This is a genomic window from Curtobacterium sp. A7_M15 (genome assembly GCF_030705415.1).
Classification (GTDB): domain Bacteria; phylum Actinomycetota; class Actinomycetes; order Actinomycetales; family Microbacteriaceae; genus Curtobacterium.
In genome coordinates, this window is the sequence record NZ_JAUZED010000063.1 from 1 (window position 1) to 20,199 (window position 20,199).

The 20,199-nt window shown below is 70.5% G+C and carries 15 protein-coding genes; 4 read left to right on the forward strand and 11 right to left on the reverse strand.

What is annotated here, in order from left to right:
- Positions 1-51: 51 nt before the first annotated feature.
- The 6 genes from Q7F20_RS11995 to Q7F20_RS12020 all read right to left on the reverse strand — a co-directional run bounded on the left by Q7F20_RS11995 (position 52) and on the right by Q7F20_RS12020 (position 9,651).
- Complete coding sequence (locus tag Q7F20_RS11995) at positions 52-2,409, reverse strand: GNAT family N-acetyltransferase (protein WP_305740316.1); 2,358 nt, start codon at positions 2,407-2,409, stop codon at positions 52-54.
- Positions 2,406-3,785, reverse strand: a complete 1,380-nt coding sequence (locus tag Q7F20_RS12000) for a lysine N(6)-hydroxylase/L-ornithine N(5)-oxygenase family protein (protein WP_305740317.1) — start codon at positions 3,783-3,785, stop codon at positions 2,406-2,408. Before Q7F20_RS12000 ends, Q7F20_RS11995 begins: the two co-directional genes overlap by 4 nt.
- The gene (locus Q7F20_RS12005; RefSeq protein ID WP_305740318.1) at positions 3,782-5,257 is read right to left on the reverse strand and encodes a pyridoxal-dependent decarboxylase; all 1,476 of its coding nucleotides are present in this window, start codon (positions 5,255-5,257) and stop codon (positions 3,782-3,784) included. The genes Q7F20_RS12000 and Q7F20_RS12005 overlap by 4 nt, the downstream gene beginning before the upstream one ends.
- Positions 5,258-5,350: 93 nt before the next feature.
- Positions 5,351-7,801 carry an ATP-dependent helicase gene (locus Q7F20_RS12010; RefSeq protein WP_305740319.1) on the reverse strand — a complete coding sequence of 817 codons (2,451 nt, stop codon included), beginning with the start codon at positions 7,799-7,801 and terminating at the stop codon, positions 5,351-5,353.
- Between the two features lie 12 nt (positions 7,802-7,813).
- Entirely contained in the window at positions 7,814-8,824 is a 1,011-nt protein-coding gene (locus Q7F20_RS12015) for a glycerophosphodiester phosphodiesterase family protein (protein ID WP_305740320.1), read from the reverse strand.
- Positions 8,825-8,865: 41 nt separating this feature from the next.
- Positions 8,866-9,651 carry a hypothetical protein gene (locus Q7F20_RS12020; RefSeq protein ID WP_305740321.1) on the reverse strand — a complete coding sequence of 262 codons (786 nt, stop codon included), beginning with the start codon at positions 9,649-9,651 and terminating at the stop codon, positions 8,866-8,868.
- 169 nt (positions 9,652-9,820) lie between these two features.
- Between Q7F20_RS12020 and Q7F20_RS12025 the strand changes: the two genes are divergently transcribed.
- The 3 genes from Q7F20_RS12025 to Q7F20_RS12035 all read left to right on the forward strand — a co-directional run bounded on the left by Q7F20_RS12025 (position 9,821) and on the right by Q7F20_RS12035 (position 14,460).
- The gene (locus tag Q7F20_RS12025; protein ID WP_305740322.1) at positions 9,821-11,089 is read left to right on the forward strand and encodes a HupE/UreJ family protein; all 1,269 of its coding nucleotides are present in this window, start codon (positions 9,821-9,823) and stop codon (positions 11,087-11,089) included.
- A gap of 117 nt (positions 11,090-11,206) precedes the next feature.
- On the forward strand, positions 11,207-13,336 hold the full coding sequence (locus Q7F20_RS12030) for a fibronectin type III domain-containing protein (protein WP_305740323.1): 2,130 nt from the start codon (positions 11,207-11,209) through the stop codon (positions 13,334-13,336).
- Between the two features lie 263 nt (positions 13,337-13,599).
- Positions 13,600-14,460 carry a Bax inhibitor-1/YccA family protein gene (locus tag Q7F20_RS12035; protein ID WP_305740324.1) on the forward strand — a complete coding sequence of 287 codons (861 nt, stop codon included), beginning with the start codon at positions 13,600-13,602 and terminating at the stop codon, positions 14,458-14,460.
- A 260-nt stretch (positions 14,461-14,720) separates the two neighbouring features.
- On the opposite strand, the gene guaA is transcribed toward Q7F20_RS12035, so the two are convergent.
- From guaA to Q7F20_RS12060, 5 genes are read right to left on the reverse strand one after another with little or no spacing between them, the layout of a single operon-like run.
- Entirely contained in the window at positions 14,721-16,301 is a 1,581-nt protein-coding gene (gene guaA, locus Q7F20_RS12040; RefSeq protein WP_305740325.1) for a glutamine-hydrolyzing GMP synthase, read from the reverse strand.
- Positions 16,298-16,744 (reverse strand): DUF3817 domain-containing protein, encoded by a 447-nt coding sequence (locus Q7F20_RS12045; RefSeq protein WP_305740326.1) that lies wholly within the window; start codon positions 16,742-16,744, stop codon positions 16,298-16,300. The genes guaA and Q7F20_RS12045 overlap by 4 nt, the downstream gene beginning before the upstream one ends.
- A 10-nt stretch (positions 16,745-16,754) precedes the next feature.
- Positions 16,755-17,534, reverse strand: coding sequence for an SURF1 family cytochrome oxidase biogenesis protein (locus Q7F20_RS12050; RefSeq protein ID WP_305740327.1), 780 nt, complete (start codon positions 17,532-17,534; stop codon positions 16,755-16,757).
- A gap of 5 nt (positions 17,535-17,539) precedes the next feature.
- Positions 17,540-19,006 (reverse strand): cation:proton antiporter, encoded by a 1,467-nt coding sequence (locus Q7F20_RS12055; RefSeq protein WP_305740328.1) that lies wholly within the window; start codon positions 19,004-19,006, stop codon positions 17,540-17,542.
- Between the two features lie 3 nt (positions 19,007-19,009).
- Complete coding sequence (locus tag Q7F20_RS12060; RefSeq protein WP_305740329.1) at positions 19,010-19,540, reverse strand: cation:proton antiporter regulatory subunit; 531 nt, start codon at positions 19,538-19,540, stop codon at positions 19,010-19,012.
- Between the two features lie 100 nt (positions 19,541-19,640).
- Here Q7F20_RS12060 and Q7F20_RS12065 point away from each other — a divergent pair, with 100 nt between their 5' ends.
- A complete protein-coding gene (locus tag Q7F20_RS12065; protein ID WP_305740330.1) occupies positions 19,641-20,153 on the forward strand; it encodes a hypothetical protein in 513 nt (170 codons plus the stop codon).
- The last annotated feature ends 46 nt before the right edge of the window (positions 20,154-20,199 follow it).

The following is a 20,199-nucleotide window of genomic DNA, read 5'->3' on the forward strand; positions in this document are numbered from 1 at the left end:
TCCGCCCGGGCGCCGCGCGAGCCGCGCCGACGGGCCGGCCCGCCGCGGGCCCTACCGCGCGACCGGGTTCCGCATCGCCCCCGCCCGGATGAGCGACGACGACTGGTCCGCCAGGTCCACCATCGACAGCGTGTTCCGCAGCTGCAGCCGGTTCAGGCAGGAGTGCTCGAACGCCGGTACCCGCAGGTCCAGGGGCCGACGACGCTCCGGGTGGGCTGCGGCGTGCGCGTCGACGCACTCCCCCACCGCCTGCCAGAACCGCGACTCCGGCAGCACCCCGTCGTCGTCGAGGATCGCCGCCACGAACCGCAACACCCCGTCGAACACGTCGGTGAACACGGCGAGCGCCGCTTCGTCGTCGTCCACCGGGTGCACGATGCGCTCGATGTCGACGGGGACCGGTCGGTCGGCGTGGTGTCCGAGCACCGCGACCTCCTCCCCGATGTCCTTCATCACCGCACGCACCACGATCCCGTCCCGCACGACGAGCACGAGGTTCTCGCCGTGCGGCATGAACACCAGGTCGTGCACGGTCAGGCAGTGCACGACGGGCAGCAGGTACGCGTCGAGCCAGTGCCGCACCCACTCGTCGGCCGGCAGTCCCGACGACGCGATCAGCGCCGAGACCACGGCGTCCCCGTCCGCGTCCCGGTGCAGCAGGGCAGCCATCGTCAGCAGCCGCTCGCCCTCGGCCAGCCGCGGGACCGGGCTCTCCCGCCACAGTGCGGCGAGCATCTTCCGCTGCGGAGAGGGCACGTCGACCCGGTGGTAGGCGTCGCCGGTGTAGCCGATCGCCGCGTGCTCCCGGAGGACCGAGAAACCGGCGTCGACCAGCGTCGCATCGGCGGACACCAGCGCCGCGACCCAGTCGTTCACCGCCGGGGTGTTCCGCATGTACGCGGGCGACATCCCCCGCAGGAACCCCATGTTCTGCACGGCGAGCGCCGTCTTGACGTACGAACGCTCCGGGTGCGAACGGTCGAACGCCGTCCGGATCGACTGCTGGGGCTGGTACTCGTCCGGCCCCTCACCGAGGTCGACCAGGTCCTGCCGCCCGAGGTCCGGCGCGAACGTCACGGCGATCCGGTGCTGCCACTGCCAGGGGTGCACGGGGATCCACACGTAGTCGTCGGGGTCGAGTCCCCTGGTCACGAGCACGGCCCGGAACCCGGCGGTCGTCTCCGGGTCGAGCTCGGCCGCCCAGTGGTCGTGCTCGGTGCGGTCCGCGGCGAGCGCGAGGTGCGTGCAGGCCCGGCGTGCGGCGAGCCATCGGTAGCGGAAGCGACCGCCGACCTCGGGGGCGTACGCGCGGTACTCGTCGAGCCCGAACCCGATCCGCCCGTTCGCCGCCACGAACGCGGGGTGCCCCTCGGTCATCGCCGACTCCACGTCCTGGAACGAGGCGACGACGCGGTCCGCCCCCTCGGTGCGCCCACGGGCGAGCTGCGCTGCGGACGGTCCACCGCGACGGTGCTTCGCGGCCGCGCCGGCGAGGGTGGAGGCGATCTCCTCGAGGTACGTGCCGAGCAGCGCGTCGGGGATCCCGAGCACGTGGCGCAGCTCGATGACGAGGTCCTGCGCGCTGAGCGGTGCCGCCGAGCCGGCACGGGTACGGGTCAGCGACGCCTCGTCGATCGACCAGTGCTCGAGCAGGTGGCGACGAGCTCGGAACCGGTAGGTCGACTCCCCCGCGTCGAGCCGCCAGCCGTCGCCGTCCGGCTGCGGTTCCACGAGGCGCTCGTGCGTGAACTCCGCGATCGACTTCGCCACGAGGTGCCGTTCGGCCGGTCCGAGGTGCTCCGGCCGGAGGTGTGCTGCCGGCCCGTCGCCGTCCGGCAGTCCGATCCGGCCGGTGTCGAGGACGGACAGCAGCGCGCGCTTGCCGTCGACGTCCACCTCGCGCAGCACGCGGAAGCCGACCTCGGCGTTCTTCGCGTGCACGGCGGTGTTCCGGACGTCGGGCTCGACGACGACGCGGCGTGCTCCGAGGACGTCGCGGCAGTGGTCGACCACGGTGCGCATGACGGCGCTCGTCAGCCCGTGCACGCGGCCGTCGGCGGGCGGCGGCGCGACGAGCAGGTGCATGCCGACGTCGCCGGGTTCGGCGGCGAACACGTCGGTGAGCAGGACCCGAGCCGGGTCGTACGTCTCCGCGAGGAACACCGGCACGCCGTCACGACGGCCGAGCCACGCCGCCTGCGCGGGATCCGCCTGCACGTTGGTGAGGTACGTCCGCACCGCTTCGACGTCGAGGTGCCCCATCTCCCACCACGACGACGCGGGGTGCGCGAGCCACGACTGCACGAGTGCGGCGTCACGATCCGGGTCCACGGGTTCGATTGCCAGGAGGCGCGGCTCGGCCCCGCCGTCGTGCGTCACGCCGGGCAGGGTGGTCACGTCGACGGTCATGCGGAGACCTCCGTGCGCTCGGCCGCGCGCCGGGGCGGCGCGCTGGCCGCGGTGCTGCCCCGTGCCGTGGAGCGGGCCGAGGCGGGCAGGCCGAACTCCTGGAAGGCGATCCGTGCCTCCAGGCCGTACACGGGCCGACCCGTGACGGACCGGATGATCGACGCGTTCCGCCACGCCCCCATGCCGAGGTCCGGGGCGGTGAGGCCGTGCGTGTGCTCCTCGGCGTTCTGCACCCAGATGCGGCCGCCGAGCCGGTCGACGTGGTGGTCGCGTGCGACCGCGAGGCGCCCCCGGGAGTCGCGGGCGACGAGGTGTTCGACCGGCGCGAGGAACCCCGCGGACCGCGGGCGGTACCCGGTCGCCAGGACCAGCCGCTCCACCTCGTGCTCGTACGTCTCGCCGAGCTGCTCGTGCCGGAGCGTCAGCCGGTACGTCCCCCGGTCCGCCAGCCAGACGGCGTCGGTCACGCTCGTCTCGGTCCGGAGCGTCGTCGGCACCGGCCCCGTCGCGCTGAGCCGGTACAGCTGGTCGTAGAGCTCGTCGACGAGGTCCGCGCTGATGCCCTTGTACAGCCCGCGCTGCTCACGGCCGAGGTGGTCGCGGACGTCCTCGGGCAGGGCGTGGAAGTGGTCCGTGTACTCCGGGCTCGTCATCTCGAGCGTCAGCTTGGTGTCCTCCATCGGGAAGAACCGTGGTGAGCGGGTGATCCAGTCGAGGCGGTAGCCGTCCCGACGGACGTCCTCGAGGAGCTCGCGGTAGACCTCGGCGGCGGACTGGCCACTGCCGACGACGGCGATGCTGCGTGCCGTCCGCAGCGCGTCGCGGTTCGGCAGGAACGCGGCAGAGTGGATCGCGGGACCCTCGATGCCCCGCAGGGGTGCGGGGACGGACGGCTCCGTGCCGATGCCGACGACGACGTGGCGAGCGCGGTACGTCTCGGGACCCTGATCGGTCTCGGCGTGCACCGTGAACAGGTCGGTCGTCACGTCGTGCTCGACGGCCGTGACCCGCCGACCCCAGCGGAGCGTGTCCAGCCGGTCGGCGGCCCAGCGGCAGTACGCGTCGTACTCGCTGCGGAGGGGGTGGAAGTCCTCGCGGATGTAGAAGGGGTAGAGCCGACCGGTCTCCTTGAGCCAGGCGAGGAACGAGAACGGCGAGGTCGGGTCGGCCATCGTCACCAGGTCCGCCATGAAGGGCACCTGGATCGTGGCGTCGTCGAGCATCATGCCGTGGTGCCAGGCGAAGCCGTCGGCGGCGTCGAGGAACACCGCGTCGACGTCGTCGAGCGGAGCGGTGAGGCAGGCGAGGCCGAGGTTGAACGGCCCGATGCCGACGCCGATCAGGTCGTGCACGCGTGCGTCGCTGTCGTGGGTCATCGCGCTGCTCCCTCGGGCGCCGTGGCGATCGCACGGACGCGTACCGCCGTCGCGACCACGTGATCGAGCGCCGTCCGCATCTGGGCCGGGGTCGTCTCCGGGTTGAGCAGCGTGAGCTTGTTGCACGGGCGTCCGTCGATCACGGTCTTCGCGATGAGCACCTGGCCCTCCGCCAGGAGGGCCGCACGGATCGGCCCCACCAGCGCGTCGGCGTCCGCGTCGGTCACGCCCGCAGGCTGCCACCGGAACAGCACGGTGCTGAGTTGCGTCGGCGCGACGAGCACGAGGTCCGGGTGCTCGTCGACGATCGCGTGGGTCGCCGCCGCGAGGTCGATCACCGCGTCGAACGCCCGCCCGATGGCCTCGGCGCCGGTCGCTCGGAGGGTCGCCCAGAGCTTCAACGCGTCGAACCGCCTGGTGGTCTGCAGGGACTTGTCGACCTGGTTCGGCTCGGCGGCGTCCTCGGGGTTGAGGTAGTCCGCGTACCAGGCGGTGCGGCGCAGGTCGGCGGGGTCACGCACGACGAGCGCGCTCGACGACACCGGCTGGAAGAACGACTTGTGCAGGTCGGTGGTCACGCTCCTCGCCCGTTCGATCCCGTCCAGCAGGTGCCGACGGGTCGGGGACACGAGCAGACCGCACCCGTAGGCGGCATCGACGTGGAGCCAGACGTCCTCGAGGTCGCACACGTCGGCGATCGGCTCGAGCGGGTCGATCACCCCACGGTCGGTGGTCCCCGCCGTGGCGACGACGGCCATCGGGATCCGGCCGGCCGCACGGGCGGCGGCGATCGCCTCGGCGAGGGCCGCGGGACGCATCCGGCCGCTCTGGTCGGTGGGAACGTCGACGACGGCGTCGTCGGGCAGGCCGAGGAGCCGGGAGGACTTGCGGACGCTGAAGTGGGACTCGGCGGTGGCGAAGACGGTGAGGCGAGTCTCGGCGGCTGCGGTCGCTGCTGTCGCGGTCGCTGCTGTCGCTGCTGTCGCTGCCTCACGCGCCAGCAGCAGTGCCTGCAGGTTCGACTGCGACCCACCGGAGGTGAACACCCCGTCGCCGCCCGCGAACCCGATGCGCCCGGCGAGCCAGGCGACCACGTGCCGCTCGATGTCGGTCCCGATCCGCGACTGGTCCCAGGTGTCGACCGAGGTGTTCACGGCGGCGAGCACCGACTCCGCCGCGACCGCGGGCAGCGCGACCGGGCAGTTGAGGTGGGCGAGGTACGCGGGGTCGTGGAACCAGACCGCCTCGCGGACGAACAGGTCGTCGAGCTCGGCGAGCGCTCCGTCCGTCCCGAGGGGCTCCGCGTCGAGATCGACGGCCGCCACGCGCGCCCGGAGCTCATCAGCGGTGGTGTCGGTCGTCGGTCGGTCGACGGCGGAGATGCGGTCCGCGAGGCGATCGACCGTCGCGACGACGCCGGTCCGGTAACGCTCGGCGTTGGCTGAGGTCAATAATTCGATGAGGGCTGTCACGTTAGGTAAGGCTAACCTCACCTCGACGGGATTGTCACGTGCGACAGCCCGCCCCCGACCTGGCCGGGCGCGTCGAGTCAGGCGTTCAGCGCCTCAGAGCTTCTCGATCGGGGCGATCTTGATGAGGAGCTTCTTGCGGCCCGCGGCGTCGAACGCGATCTCGGCGATGCGCTTGGCACCGACGCCGGTCACCGCCGACACCGTGCCTTCACCGAAGTCGACGTGCTTGATGCGGTCGCCCGCCGCGAGTTCCATGTCCCCGTTGTCACGAACCTGTCCGGACACGCGGTTCGCCCACTCGGTCTTCGGGCGGGTCTTCGCAGCAGCCGCCGCCCGGTCGTACGAGCCACCGCCCCAGCCGCCACCGCCGCGGTACCCGCCGCCGGCGCCGGGGCCACTCGCGCCGGGACCGCCGCGACGCGCATTGAGGGCCCGCGGTTCGGTACCGCCGCGACTGTTCGCCATGCCGGGAGACTGCTTCCACTCGATGAGCCCCTCGGGGATCTCCTGCAGGAAGCGGGACGGCATCGCCACGTTCACGTCACCGAACTGCGCCCGGGTCATCGCGAGCGACAGGAAGAGGGACTTCTTCGCACGGGTGATGCCCACGTAGAAGAGCCGGCGTTCCTCGGACGGGCCACCGGGCTCGTTCGCGGACATGCGGTGCGGGAGCAGGTCTTCCTCGACGCCGGTCAGGAAGACCGCGTCGTACTCGAGCCCCTTCGCCGTGTGCAGGGTCATGAGCGACACCGTGCCCGACGAGTCGTCGAGCTCGTCCGCGGCCGCGACGAGCGAGACCTCGGTCAGGAAGTCGGACAGTGTGCCCTCGGGGTTGTTCTTCTGGAACTCCCGCGTCACCGCGACGAGTTCGTCGATGTTGTCCGCGCGGGCAGCGTCCTGCGCGTCCGGTGACTTCCGGAGGTTCTCGAGCAGTCCGGAGCCGTCGAGCAGCTGGGTGAGGGTGTCCACGACCGGCTGGGTCGCGGCGCGCGACGAGACGTCGTCGAGCAGCGCGGCGAAGGCCGTGATCGCGTTCCGGACCTTCGGGCCGAAGCCGAGCTCGTCGGCGTGCCGGAGGGCTTCGCGCATCGTCGTGTCGTGCTCGTCGGCGTAGCGCTGCAGTGTCGTCTCGGTGACGGCACCGATGCCGCGCTTCGGCACGTTGAGGATGCGACGGAGCGCCATCGGGTCGGCAGGGTTCGCCACGGTGATCAGGTACGCCATGGCGTCCTTGATCTCGGCACGCTCGTAGAACTTGGTCCCGCCGAGGACCCGGTACGGGATGGCCGCACGGATGAAGATCTCCTCGAGCGCACGGGTCTGCGAGTTCGTCCGGTAGAACACCGCCATGTCGCGGTAGTCGGTGCCGTCCTCGTGCAGCCGCTGGATCTCGTCGGCGACGAACTGGGCCTCGTCGTGGCCGGTGTAGCCCGTGAACCCGACGATCTTGTCGCCGGCGCCGACGTCCGTGAACAGGTTCTTCGCCTGCCGGTCGAAGTTGTTCGCGATGACGGCGTTGGCCGCGTCGAGGATGTTCTGCGTCGACCGGTAGTTCTGCTCGAGCAGGATCACCTTCGAGTTCGGGAAGTCCCGCTCGAACTCGACGATGTTGCGGATGTCCGCCCCGCGGAAGGCGTAGATCGACTGGTCGGAGTCACCCACGACCGTCAGGGACGCCGGAGCGATGGACCCGTCCGCCTCGCGCATGCGGGCGACGTGCTGGCCGGCGTCCTCGAGCTTGTCCACCTGCTCGACCGGGACCGGCCGGGTGAGCTCGCGGATGAGCGCGTACTGCGCGTGGTTGGTGTCCTGGTACTCGTCGACCAGGACGAACCGGAACCGCCGCTGGTAGAGCGCGGCGACGTCCGGGAAGGCGCGGAAGAGGAAGACCGTCTGCCCGATGAGGTCGTCGAAGTCGAACGCGTTCGCCCGACGGAGCTCGTTCGTGTACCGCCGGAAGACCTCGGTGAACATGACCTCTTGCGGGTCGTTCGCGTTGATGTTCCGCGCGTAGGAGTCGATGTCCTGCAGCTCGTTCTTGAGCTTCGAGATCTTCGAGGCCGCGGCACCGACGGTGAGCCCGAGGGAGTCGGCCTCGAGCTCCTTGATGATCCGCTTGAGCAGCGCCCGGGAGTCGGCGGAGTCGTAGATCGTGAACGACTGGGGGAACCCGAACCGCTCGGCTTCGCGGCGCAGGATCCGCACGCACGCCGAGTGGAAGGTCGAGATCCACATGCCCTCGGCCTCGCCGCCGACGAGCGCACGGACCCGCTCACGCATCTCGGCGGCGGCCTTGTTCGTGAACGTGATCGCCAGGATCTGCGACGGCCAGGCTTCGCGGTTGGCGAGGAGCAGGGCGATGCGCCGGGTGAGGACACTCGTCTTGCCGGAGCCGGCACCCGCCACGATGAGCAGGGACTCGCCGCGGTACTCGACGGCTTCCTTCTGCTGGGGGTTCAGACCCGCGGTGAACGGGTCCTCGTACGAGGCGGTTCCGCCACCCTGTTCGGGCGACGAGTCGAATGGGTCCAGCACGATCGTCATGTCCGGGACAGTCTAGGCCGGACCCCCGACAGCCGAGCGGGCCAGGACCGCCAGGTCGGTGTGGTCGGCGAACACCCCGTCCAGGCCGGTCCGGACGACCGACGTGTACCAGCGCTCCCAGTCACCGAAGGCAGCCAGGTCGCCGCCCCGTCGCAGCGGCCCGGGCAGGAACCGGTTCTCCGGCCGCAGGGTCCAGGCGTAGACGGCGAGCCCGGCGTCGTGCGCCCGGTCGACGATCGCGCTGCGGACCGGCGTCGGGTCGTCGAGCGCGACGCTGTCCACCCCGGCCATCAGCGTCCCCAGGTCGACGCTGATCCCGTGGAACTCGGTCGCGAACGCGGCGAGCGCGTCGTCGGACCGTTCAGCCGCGTAGGTGGGAGCCAGCGCCCCGTGGGACGCGACCTCGTCGGCGGCGCTGCCCCGCGCCTCCTGGAGGTAGACGAGCCGCCCACCGGTCCCGCGCTCCCGCAGGTCCCGCAGCACGCCCTTCTCGAAGCTCTCGACGGTGAGCCGCTCGTCCCCGCGCCACCCGTGCTCGGCGAGGGCCGCGTCGAGGAGCTGCCCCATCGGGAAGCCCACGCGACCGAAGAAGTCGGCGTGCTTGACCTCCGCGACGAGCCCGACCGGACGGGGTGCCGCATCGAGGATCGCGAGCAGGTCCTCGAGGCGGAGGACCGGCTCCTCGCCGTCGTGCTCCGCCGAACCGGGTCGCAGGGCGGGGAGGCGCTCACGGGTCCGCAGCGTCCGCAGCTGTGCCCACGTGAAGTCCTCGGTGAACCACCCCGTCACCTGCTGCCCGTCGACCGTCTTCGTCGTCCGCAGGTGCCGGAACTCCGGGTGGTCGGCGACGTCGGTCGTGCCGGAGACCTCGTTCTCGTGCCGGAGCACCAGCACGCCGTCCTTCGTCGGCACGAGATCGGGCTCGATCGCGTCGGCGCCGAGCTCGATCGCGAGCTCGTAGGCGCTCCGCGAGTGCTCGGGACGGTAGCCGGACGCGCCGCGGTGGGCGATCACCAGGGTCATGGGCGCACCATACCGATCCCGCGTGGTCGCGAGGTGACCGGTCAGCGCACCCAGACCACGATGCCGGTGAGGTCGTTCAGCACCGCCGCGACGCCTGCCCGCAGTGCCCGCCCGGCGCGCTCCGGGGTGAAGGTCGACGGGTCGTGGTGGCTCGACGGACCGAGACCCTCACCGCGGAAACCCCCACCGGTCCAGTCCGCCGCCGTCACGTTCGACGTCGGCTCGGCGATCTCCGCGCCGAGCACGAGGAACTGCTGGTGCAGGGCACTCGGTGACACCGCGGCGAGCGGGTCGACCATGTCGTCACCGACGCTGATCACCAGGTCCGGGTGCTCGTCCACCGCGCGTGCGACCGCGGCCACACGGTCGTCGGGGTCTGCCGCGACGACGCGCGTGAGGGAGACGTCCTCGGCTGCGGCCCAGGACGCGACCGCGGCCGCGAGGGTCCGGGCGGCCCGGCCGTCCGCGGGGTCCACCCGACCGGCCTCGGCGTCGGCCTGGTCGGAGAGGAGGACCACCTCGTAGTGCGACGGCGGGTGCACCGCGGACCACGAGCCCGGTGCCGGCGAGACGGTCGACTCCGGAGCGGGGACACGGCCCGCTGCGAGGAACCCCTCACCGAGCGCGCTGCTCGATGCGGCGGGCCCAGTGGCCGACGTCGTGGTCGTGGTCGTGGTCGTCGAGCACGCCGCCAGCGAGAGCGCGCCGGCCGCGGCGAGTGCGACGGCGGTCAGGGAGACGGCCGGGTGGAACACGGCCGTCCGGGAGGCGGTCGTCCGGGAGGCGGTCGTCCGCGACACGGTCGTCCGGGCAGGCAGGCGGGTCACGTCGGGCTCCAAGGGCGTGTGGGTCGCGGCCGGGGCCGCGGCGATCACCGACATGGAACCACGGCCGGACGGGTCGACCGGCCCGTCGGAGCCGCTGTCCGTGTGCCGTCCAGCTGTTGGTCGCCCTCCGTTCACCTCCGGGTCGCCCGCGGCCCGGATCGTCTGCGCGGTGACCTCCGGAACCACCCGCCACGCACGACCAGCACGCCGTTCGCTCCTGATCCGCCTCGTCTGCGCCGCGATCGTGGTCGGCGCCGCCGTCGCCGGGGTGCTCGCCACCGCGTCCCCGGCGAGCGCCCACGGGTTCAGCTCGGTCGTGTACGCGCACGTGACGTCGTCGGAGGCGGAGCCGGAGACGGTCCACGCGGAGCTCGGCCTCGAGTACGACCTCATGCTCGTGTCGGTCGGGACGAGCGAGCACGACGACCCCTTCTACCGACAGGGGCAGGCGGCGTGGGACGACGGGGACTTCCCGCGCATGGTGCAGGTGGCCGAGGCGCACACCGACTCCCTGAGCGACTACGTCCTCGACCGGTTCTCGGTGTCCTCGGCAGGGCGGTCCTGCCACGGGGAGCTCGAGAAGACGATCACGGTGGACATGCAGGACGAGGTGCCGTACGCCGAGGTCGCCGTGGACTTCACGTGCCCGCAGCCCGACCGCACGCAGCCCGGACACGTCGTGACGTCCTCGCTGTTCCCGGACCGGGAGTCCTTCGTGACGGACACGAAGACGATCGTGACCTACGACGTCGACGGCAAGCAGGGATCGGCGACGCTCGATGCATCGCAACGGTCGTTCTCGACCGAGCAGTCCGCCGGTGCGCGGTTCTGGGAGTTCTTCCGCCTCGGCGCCGAGCACCTGCTCACGGGGATCGACCACATCCTGTTCCTCGTCGCACTGATCGCCGGGTCACGGCGACTCCGCGAGGTCGTCTTCACCGCGTCCGCCTTCACCGTCGCGCACTCGATCACCTTCATCCTCGCCGCCCTGGGGGTCGTGAGTCCGCCCGCGATCGTCGTCGAGCCGCTCATCGCGCTGTCGATCGCGGCGGTCGCCGGCTGGTACCTGTGGCGCCTCTGGCGGCGCCGGTCGAAGGCGGACGAGCTCGTGGTCGGCGACCACGGGCGGTTCTCCCTGGACCGCGCCGGATGGTCCCGCCTCGCCGTGGTGTTCGGGTTCGGGCTCATCCACGGTCTCGGGTTCGCCGGGGCCCTCGGCATCCACGAGGCGTTCTCGTGGCAGTTGCTCGTGTCGCTCCTCGTGTTCAACGTCGGCATCGAGGCGGTGCAGCTGGCGATCATCGTGATCGTGTTCCCGCCGCTCGCCCTGTTGCGTCGGAAGGCGCACCGGGCGTCGCTGTGGGTGACCGGTGCCGTGACGGCCGGGGTCTTCGTGATGGGCATGATCTGGTTCGTGCAACGTCTCGCCGCAGGTTGACGGAGCCGTACCTCGTGACATCAGGGCCTGATCGTCACGCAGCGTTCACCAATGCGTTTCCCAGCACATGCAGAGTCTCGGATGGCCCATCACCCCATCCTGAGAAACGGACCATTCATGAGCCCTCTGTCCGGCGCCTCGCGGCGCAGAACCACCACCCTCCGCCTCGGCGGGGCCGTCCTCGGGGCGGCGCTCATCGCGGGCGCCTCGATGGTCGGGGCCGGTACGGCGACCGCCGCCACGACCACGCCCACCACGAACATCTCGACGGGCGGCCCGCTGCACGTGCTGCTCGGTGTCGGCGCCACCGAGAGCCAGCGCATCGCCTCCTGGTACTTCCCCTCGAACGTCGCGCAGTCGCTCGAGATCGAGAAGACCGCGGACATGACGGGCGGGGTGTTCACCGACGCCAAGCGGACGATCCCCGCCTCGACGAGCGCGAACACCGCGGCGGACACGAGCACGACCGACTCGAACACGAAGTCCATCCCGGGCATCGCCGCCGAGTCCGGCTACGCGAACGCCCACGCGACGATCTCCGGCCTCGAGCCGAACACGAGCTACACGTACCACGTCGGTGCGGCGGACGGTTCGGCGTGGTCGACGGCGTACACGTTCAGCACGAAGAGCTTCTCCGGCGACTTCGACTTCCTGTTCTTCGGTGACCCCCAGATCGGTTCGTCGGGCTACGTGGACGACGACGGTGCGGGCTGGGCGGACACGCTGGAGTACGCGACGTCGACGGACCCCGCCGCCGAGCTCCTCGTCTCGGGCGGCGACCAGGTCGAGCACGCGAACAACGAGTACGAGTGGGGCGCCTTCGCCGACAGCAGCGACGTCCTGAAGCGCTACCCGTGGGCCTCGACCATCGGCAACCACGACGTCGGCGGCAAGGCGTACGAGCAGCACAACCAGGTCCCGAACTCGCTCAAGGTCCCGGACTTCTACCCGGGTGGCAACACCACCACGAACTCGGGTGGCGACTACTGGTACATGTACAAGGGCGTCCTGTTCATCGACATCAACTCGAACGCCTACGCCGGCGGCTCGGACGCCACGCACGTGGGCTACGTCCGCGACGTGATCAACCGCTACGGCGACGACGCGAAGTGGACCGCGCTGGTCTACCACCACTCGATCTACTCGCCCGCGGACCACGCGAACGACAAGGACAACCAGCAGCGCCGGTTCGACTTCACGCGTGCGTTCTCGGACCTCGGCGTCGACATCGTCCTGCAGGGCCACGACCACTCGTACTCGCGCAGCTACGCGATCAAGAACGGCAAGAAGGCGAACCCCGACGAGCAGCCGGCCGCTCCCGAGGTCTTCTCCGGCCCCGGCGGCGTCATCTACATCACCGCCAACTCGGCCTCCGGTTCGAAGTACTACGACCTGACCACGCCGGACGCGACGCAGAGCGGCTACGGGGCGGACCCGCTCGACCCGACCGGCAAGCGCCACTGGGCGAACTCGGTCGAGAACCAGGAGCACGTCCGCACGTTCGTGAAGGTCTCGGTCACCGACGACAAGCTCGACGTCGCCAACATCCGCGCCAGTGACTGCACCACGCTGAACTCGGCCGTCGAGCACGGCAACGTCCCGTCGTGCGGCGTCACCCTCCAGCCGACGGCGACCGCCGACCCGGCTGCGATCGGCTCCACCGTCGACCGCTTCACGCTCGACGCCTCGGTCCCGGCGACCACCACCACGGTGACCCTCTCCACGCCGAAGCACGCCTACGGCACGAGCGGCACCACCGCGACCGCGACGATCGGTGGCGGCATCGGTACCCAGTCGGGCGTCGTCACCTTCTTCGACGGCACGAAGAACATCGGTGAGGCCGTCGTGAAGGACGGCAAGGCGGTCCGCAAGCTGTCGCCGGCACTCGTGGTGGGGACGCACGCGATCTCCGCCTCGTTCGCGAGCGCGTCCACCACCTTCGCGGGCACCGACTCGAAGTCGACCGCCGCGGCGACGCTCACGGTCGTGCGGGCCACGTCGACGACGAGCCTCACGTACAGCAAGGGCAAGGCGGCCGTCCGGGTCACGGCACCGGGCGTGACGGTCAACGGCACCGGGGCGATCTACGAGGGCAAGAAGCGCCTCGCGACCTTCCCGATCGCCAAGGGCGCCGGCTCGGCCACGCTGTCGCTGACGAAGGGCAAGCACGTCCTGCGGGCCGAGTACCTCAAGGACGCGAACGTCGCCGGCAGCAAGAGCGCGGACCTCACGGTCACCGTCAAGTAGCCACCGGCGCACCCACGACGGGCCCCGTGACCTCGGTCGCGGGGCCCGTTCGCCGTCCAGGAGGCGCGACCCACCTCCGCCCCGCGCCCCGCCCTGCACGGTCGGCTGGCTCCAGGGCACTTCCGGGCCCGCACGCAGCGCACGCCCATAGGCTCCAGTGGTCGCGGCTCCCAGGGCCGCTTCCGCTCGCCGCGAATCCTCAGCCTTCCGCGATCGAGCGCACCTAGGCTGAGAGGACTCGAATCTCCAAGGAAGAGGACACCATGGCCTTCAAGCCCGGTTTCGACCAGTCCCCCGCCTTCAACGACGCGGGCCGGAACGCCTGGGGCGCCGGTGCCGGTCAGCAGCAGGCAGGCTGGGGCCAGACGCCGCAGCAGGCACAGGGCGGCATGACGCCCGAGCAGCTGCAGTACATGTACGACCGCCCGTCGGCCAGCACGGTCGACACGGACCGCATGTCCTACGAAGACACGATCGTCAAGACGCTGCTCGCGTTCGGCGTGCTCGTCGTGGGTGCGGTGGCCGGGTGGAACGCGCCCATCATCGTCTGGATCATCGGCGCGGTCGCCGGCTTCGTGCTGGCGCTCGTCAACATGTTCAAGAAGAAGCCGTCGCCCGGCCTCGTCCTGGCGTACTCCTTCGCGCAGGGCCTGTTCGTCGGCGGCATCTCGCACTACTACCAGAACGCGTTCGGCGGCATCGTCGTGCAGGCCGTGTTCGGCACGCTCGGTGTCTTCGCGGTGACGCTCGCGCTGTTCGCCTCCGGCAAGGTCCGCGCCACGCCGAAGGCCACGCGCTTCTTCCTCGTCGCGATGGTCGGCTACCTGGTGTTCTCGTTGATCAACCTGATCCTCATGTGGACCGGCGTCACCCAGACCGCGTTCGGCGCCCTCGGGTTCGAGATCTTCGGCATCCCGCTCGGCGTCATCATCGGCATCCTCGTCGTGGTCATGGCGGCGTACTCGCTGATCCTCGACTTCGACCAGATCCAGACCGGTGTCCGCCGCGGCGCTCCCCGGATCTACGCGTGGACGGCGGCGTTCGGACTCATCGTCACGATCGTGTGGCTGTACCTCGAGATCCTGCGCATCCTCGCCATCGTCGCGAGCAGCCAGCGCAACTAGCGGCGCGCATCACGAACGACCAGAAGGGCCCCGGCGACCACGCCGGGGCCCTTCGCCGTTCTTCCTCCCGAGGTTCCACGACGTGCCGGTCACATCCACCGAGGTCGCACGAAGTGCCGCTGGACGGCGCAGGTGACGGCAGATCGTGCGACCTCGTCGTACGCATGGCGGCACATCGTGCGACCTCGCCGTACGCCCCGACCCCGGACGCAGGACGGCCCGGCACGCAGGGCGCGTGCCGGGCCGTCAGCGCGGGAGGACTACTCCCACTCGATCGTCCCCGGCGGCTTCGACGTGACGTCGAGCACGACCCGGTTCACATCGGGCACCTCGTTGGTGATGCGGTTCGAGATCTTCGCGAGGGTGTCGTACGGCAGGCGCGTCCAGTCGGCGGTCATGGCGTCCTCGGAGGACACCGGACGGAGCACGATCGGGTGGCCGTAGGTGCGTCCGTCGCCCTGGACACCCACGGAGCGGACATCGGCGAGCAGGACGACCGGGCACTGCCAGATCTCCTCGTCGAGGCCCGCCGCGGTGAGCTCCTCGCGCGCGATCTTGTCGGCCGCACGGAGCAGGTTCAAGCGCTCCGCAGTGACCTCGCCCACGATGCGGATGCCGAGTCCCGGACCGGGGAACGGCTGGCGTCCGACGATGACCTCGGGCAGCCCGAGCTCGCGACCGACCGCGCGGACCTCGTCCTTGAAGAGGGTGCGGAGCGGCTCGACGAGCTCGAACGTCATGTCCTCGGGGAGACCACCGACGTTGTGGTGCGACTTGATGTTCGCCGTGCCCGAACCGCCGCCGGACTCGACGACGTCGGGGTAGAGCGTGCCCTGGACGAGGAACTTGACCTCGCCCGCGTCGTCGTCGCCGCGGGCCTCGAGCACGAGCGCCTCGGCTGCTGCCTCGAACGTGCGGATGAACTCGCGCCCGATGATCTTGCGCTTCTGCTCGGGGTCGCTGACACCGGCGAGGGCGTCGAGGAACTGCTGCTCGGCGTCGACCGTGACGAGCCGCACACCGGTGGAGGCGACGTAGTCCTCTTCCACCTGCTTGCGCTCGTCGGCGCGGAGGAGCCCGTGGTCGACGAAGACGCACGTGAGCTGGTCACCGACGGCCTTGTGCACCAGGGCAGCGGCCACGGCGGAGTCCACACCGCCGGAGAGCCCGGCGATGACCCGCGCGGACCCGACCTGCTCCTTGATGCGGGCGACCTGCTCCTCGATGACGTTCGCGGAGTTCCAGTCACCCGGGAGTCCGGCGGCACGGTGCAGGAAGTTCTCGAGCACGGCCTGGCCGTAGACCGAGTGCTTGACCTCGGGGTGCCACTGCACGCCGTACAGCTTGCGCTCGTCGGAGGCGAACGCGGCGACCGGGGTCGAGGCGCTCGACGCGAGGACCTCGAAGCCCTCGGGAGCCTTAGCAACGGAGTCGCCGTGGGACATCCAGGTCACCTGGGACTCCGGCTGTGCACCGAGCAGGACGCTGTCCGTGCCGGTCACGGTGACGTCGGTCGCGCCGTACTCGCGCTGCCCGGTCTGCGCGACCTCGCCGCCGAGCGCGGTCGCCATCGCCTGGAAGCCGTAGCAGATGCCGAGCACGGGGACGCCGAGGTCGAGGATGTCGCCGTCGAGCGCGGGAGCACCCTGCTCGTACACGGACGACGGTCCGCCGGACAGGACGATCGCCGCCGGGTCCTTCGCACGGACCTCGTCCGCGGTGATCGAGTGCGGGACGATCTCGCTGTAGACGTTCGCCTCGCGCACCCGACGCGCGATGAGCTGCGCGTACTGGGCCCCGAAGTCGACGACGAGGACGGGACGCTGTTCGGTCTCGCTCACCGAGCGGCCTCCTTCTCACGCTGCTGGGCAGCGGTCAGCTCGTGGTAGGTGTCCATGGCGATCTTCTGCATGCGGTGCTCGACCACGAACGACATGAACGGGATGATGCCCCCGAGGGCGATGAGCAGGAAGCGGATCGGCTTCCAGCGCATGATGCTCCACAGACGGAAGTCGGTGAAGAGGTAGAGCACGTACAGCCAGCCGTGGGCGATGAGGATGCCGATCGACAGGTTGAAGGTGCCGGGCTCCTTGCCGGCCGTGCCCTCCGGCACGAAGAACGCGCCGCCGCCGAGCTGCATCTCGAGGTGCAGCGGCGTGTACTTGATGACCATCTCGACGACCAGGGCGAGCAGCAGCACGCCGGTGATGTACGCCGAGACGCGGTACCACTTCACCGCGCCCGGGATCTTCGGGACGTCGCGGGGTCGGACGGTCAGAGCCATATCCGCCATCCTACCGTCGGTCGACGAGGGCACCGTCGACGCTGAGTGCGGCCTCACGCCGCTCTTCTTCCTCGCGCTCCCAGGCGTCCTTGACGAACCGGTACCAGAGGAAGACGGCGAACCCGGCGAACACGACCCACTCGACCGCGTAGAAGAGGTTGAGCCAGTCGAACTGGACCTCGCGCGTAGGTGCCCGATCAGCGATGGTGCCGAGGTCGGCCGCCTTCGCGGTGGTGCCGTCGGCGACGACGTAGCCGAGGTACATCCGGTCGTCGAACGCCTTCCACGTGTTCACGAACCGGGCGGGTGCGACCGCCGAGTACTCGCCCTTGTCGTAGGCGTCCTGGTCGGGCGACTCGGCGGGGTAGTACCGGCCCTCGACCGTGAGCCGCGTGCCGTCCGCCAGGCGGTCACCACCGGCGACGGCGGCCGACCGCTGGTCGGACCACCCGATGACGACCGGGAGGCTCGCGCCGCTGGTGTCGTCCACCAGGTGTCCGACGGTCTGGTACGTCCCGCCACCGGTGCGACCGGTCAGGACGGTGGTGTCACCGGCGACGAACGTCCCGGTGACCGTCACCTTCTGGCCGGCCATCTTCTCGGTCGCGGGCTGCATCGGCCCGGTCACGGCATCGAGGCTCTTCCGGGTCTCGGTCGTCGCGGGGAGCGGGGTGCCGTTGGCGATGCTCCGCTCGAGCTGCCACTTGCCCAGCCCGGCGAACACCGCCGCGAGCACGAGCGCCAGCAACAGCAGCGCGATCCACCTCGGTCGTCGGGCTACGGCCCACATCTGTATCAGTACTCCGGATCGCGCGGTCGCACCGGGCGTTCAGGCCGCTCGGCGGGGATCTCGACCGACGACGTCACGGGGTCGTCGACCAGGTCCGGGGACCCATTCTCCCGCTCTTCCCTGCCCGCGGCCTCCACGAGCGCGAACTCCTCGGCGAACTGCCGGTCCCGCTCGGCACGACGTGCGGCCGCCCTGGCGTCCTGCTCCGCGACGCCCGCGACGGCGGCGGTGTCGACCGCGTCCTCGAGTGCGACGCCGCGACGGGAGCCGAGTCGCGCCCGCAACCGGGACCGCAGTCGCGCCACGCGGGCCGGACGAACCACGAGCCGACCGATGCGGTCGGAGTTGACCGCGAGCAACGGCCCGAGGATCGCCATGACCAGGACGTACAGGCCCGCGAAGGCGGTGATCCGAGCCTCGAGTCCGGCAGCGGCCGAGAGCGTCGCGAGGATCAGCGCGAACTCACCCCGGTTCACCAGGATGACCGCGGTGTTGATCCCCTGCTGGACGTTGAAGCCGTTCATGCGCGCGACGAGCTGCCCAGCGACGGCGTTCAGGCCGACGGTCATGCCGATCGCGCCGAGGACCGGCCAGAGCACCTCACCGAAGGTCGACAGGTCCAGTCCGAGCCCGAAGTTCACGAAGAAGAACGCCGCGAACACGTCGCGCATCGGCAGGGCGAGCTGTTCGATGCGGTCGCGGTAGCGGGTGGCACCGCAGAGCAGACCGATCACGAACGCCCCGATCGCGTCCGTCACACCGAGCAGGTCGCCGATGCCGCCGAACATGACCGCGAGGCCGAAGAACAGCACGGTGAACAGCTCGTCGTCGCGGGTCGCGAAGATCCGGGACACCCACTTGCCGGCGAACCGGGCGAGCGTGAACATCACGATGAGGAACCCGAAGGCCAACGCGAGCTTGCCCACGACGCCCCAGATGTTCGTGTCACCGGAGAGCACCACCGACACGATCGCGAGGTAGATCGCGATGAAGACGTCCTCGATCACCGTGACGCCGAGGATCATCGGTGTCTCGTCGTTGGCGAGGCGCCGGAGCTCGATGAGGAGCTTCGTCACGATCGCACTCGAGGACGTCGCGGTCATGCCCGCGATGATCAGGGCTTCACGGGTACCCCACCCGAGCGAGAACCCGAAGGCGAACCCGACGCCCATGTTGATCGCGACGTACGTCCCGCCGGAGACCAGGAGCTTGCCGGCGTTGCCGTAGAACTCTTCCTGGTCGAACTCCAGCCCGAGGTTGAACAGGAGCAGGATGAGCCCGAACGTCGCGATGAGCTCGATGGTGTGCGACTCGACGTTCAGCCCGATCCACGGCGTGTGGGGACTCGCGATGAGCCCCACCACCATGTAGATCGGGATCGCCGGCAACCCGATCGTCTTGCCCAGTCGCCCCAGGACGTAGGCGATGATGAACAGGATCCCGATGGTGAGCAGCTCACCACCCAGGTGCACGCGCTAGCTCCTGCGCGGGGCCTCGGCCGCAGCGGCCGCAAGCTCTCCGCTGCGGTAGAACGAGAACGCCTTGGCGACCTTCTCGGGCGCGCCGGCGACGACGATGGTGTCGCCCGGGAAGACGACGAAGTCGGACGACGGGGCCGGGTTGGCGCTGTCGCCGCGGACGACGGCCACGACGGTCAGGCCGATGAAGCCCGAGTCGTGCAGGTCGCCGAGGGGCTTGCCGGCGATGGCGTCGTCGTAGTCGACCGAGAACCAGTCGATGCTGAGGCCCGGGATCTCGTCGAGCTTGTCGAGGCCCTCGGTGATGCGGGTGCCCCCGAGGAGTTCGGCGAGCGTGTGCGCCTCGTCCTCACTGAGGCGCAGCGACACCTTCTCCGACTTGTCCGCGCCGTCCGAGACGTCCGCGAAGGAGATGAGGTCAGAGTGGCCCGACCGGTGCGTGATGACACCACACTTGCCACCGTCGTCGGTGTAGAAGCTGTGCAGCACGCCGACTCCGGGGAGTTTGACGCGATGGACGTCGACCATGATGGCTCCCTTTTCGAGTACCCCGATGATAACCACCACGGTGGTCCGTCCATTCCGTTCCGCTACAGTCCGATGGACGGGGACGACAGGGGGCGACGCTGTGGACGAGCAGACCAGGACCAACCGGCTGGTGGCCGGCACCGGGATCGCGGTGGTGGCACTCTACGCCGCCCTGCTCGCGATCCAGGCGCTCGTGCTCGATCCACTCGCTGCCGTGCCCGGCGCGACGCTCGCCGAGGTCCACGCACACCTCGAGCGCGAGGGGTTCGCGGTCGGCACCGACACCGCGGTCGTCGTCGGGATCGCCCTCGTCGGCGTGGCCCTGGCGGTCGGCCTCGGTACGTCGCTCGTCGTCACGCGTGCACGACCGTTCGTGACCGCCGCCGTCCTGCTCGGGGTGGTGGCGCTCGGGGGCCCGATGACCTGGTGGAGCGGCTTCTGGCTCGGCATGGACGTCGCCGACGCCTACGGCATCGACGGCGCATCCCACACCGTCTGGGCCGGTGTCCTGCTCGTCACCAGTGCGATCGCGCTCGCTGCGATCCCCTTCGTGCTCGTGATCGGACAGGCGTTCAGCGCGAACCGGGCGCGACGGCGGACGCGGGCCGCCTGACGGGGGCGGGTCGCGCCTCCAGGCTGTCGGCCCAGGAGGCGCGACC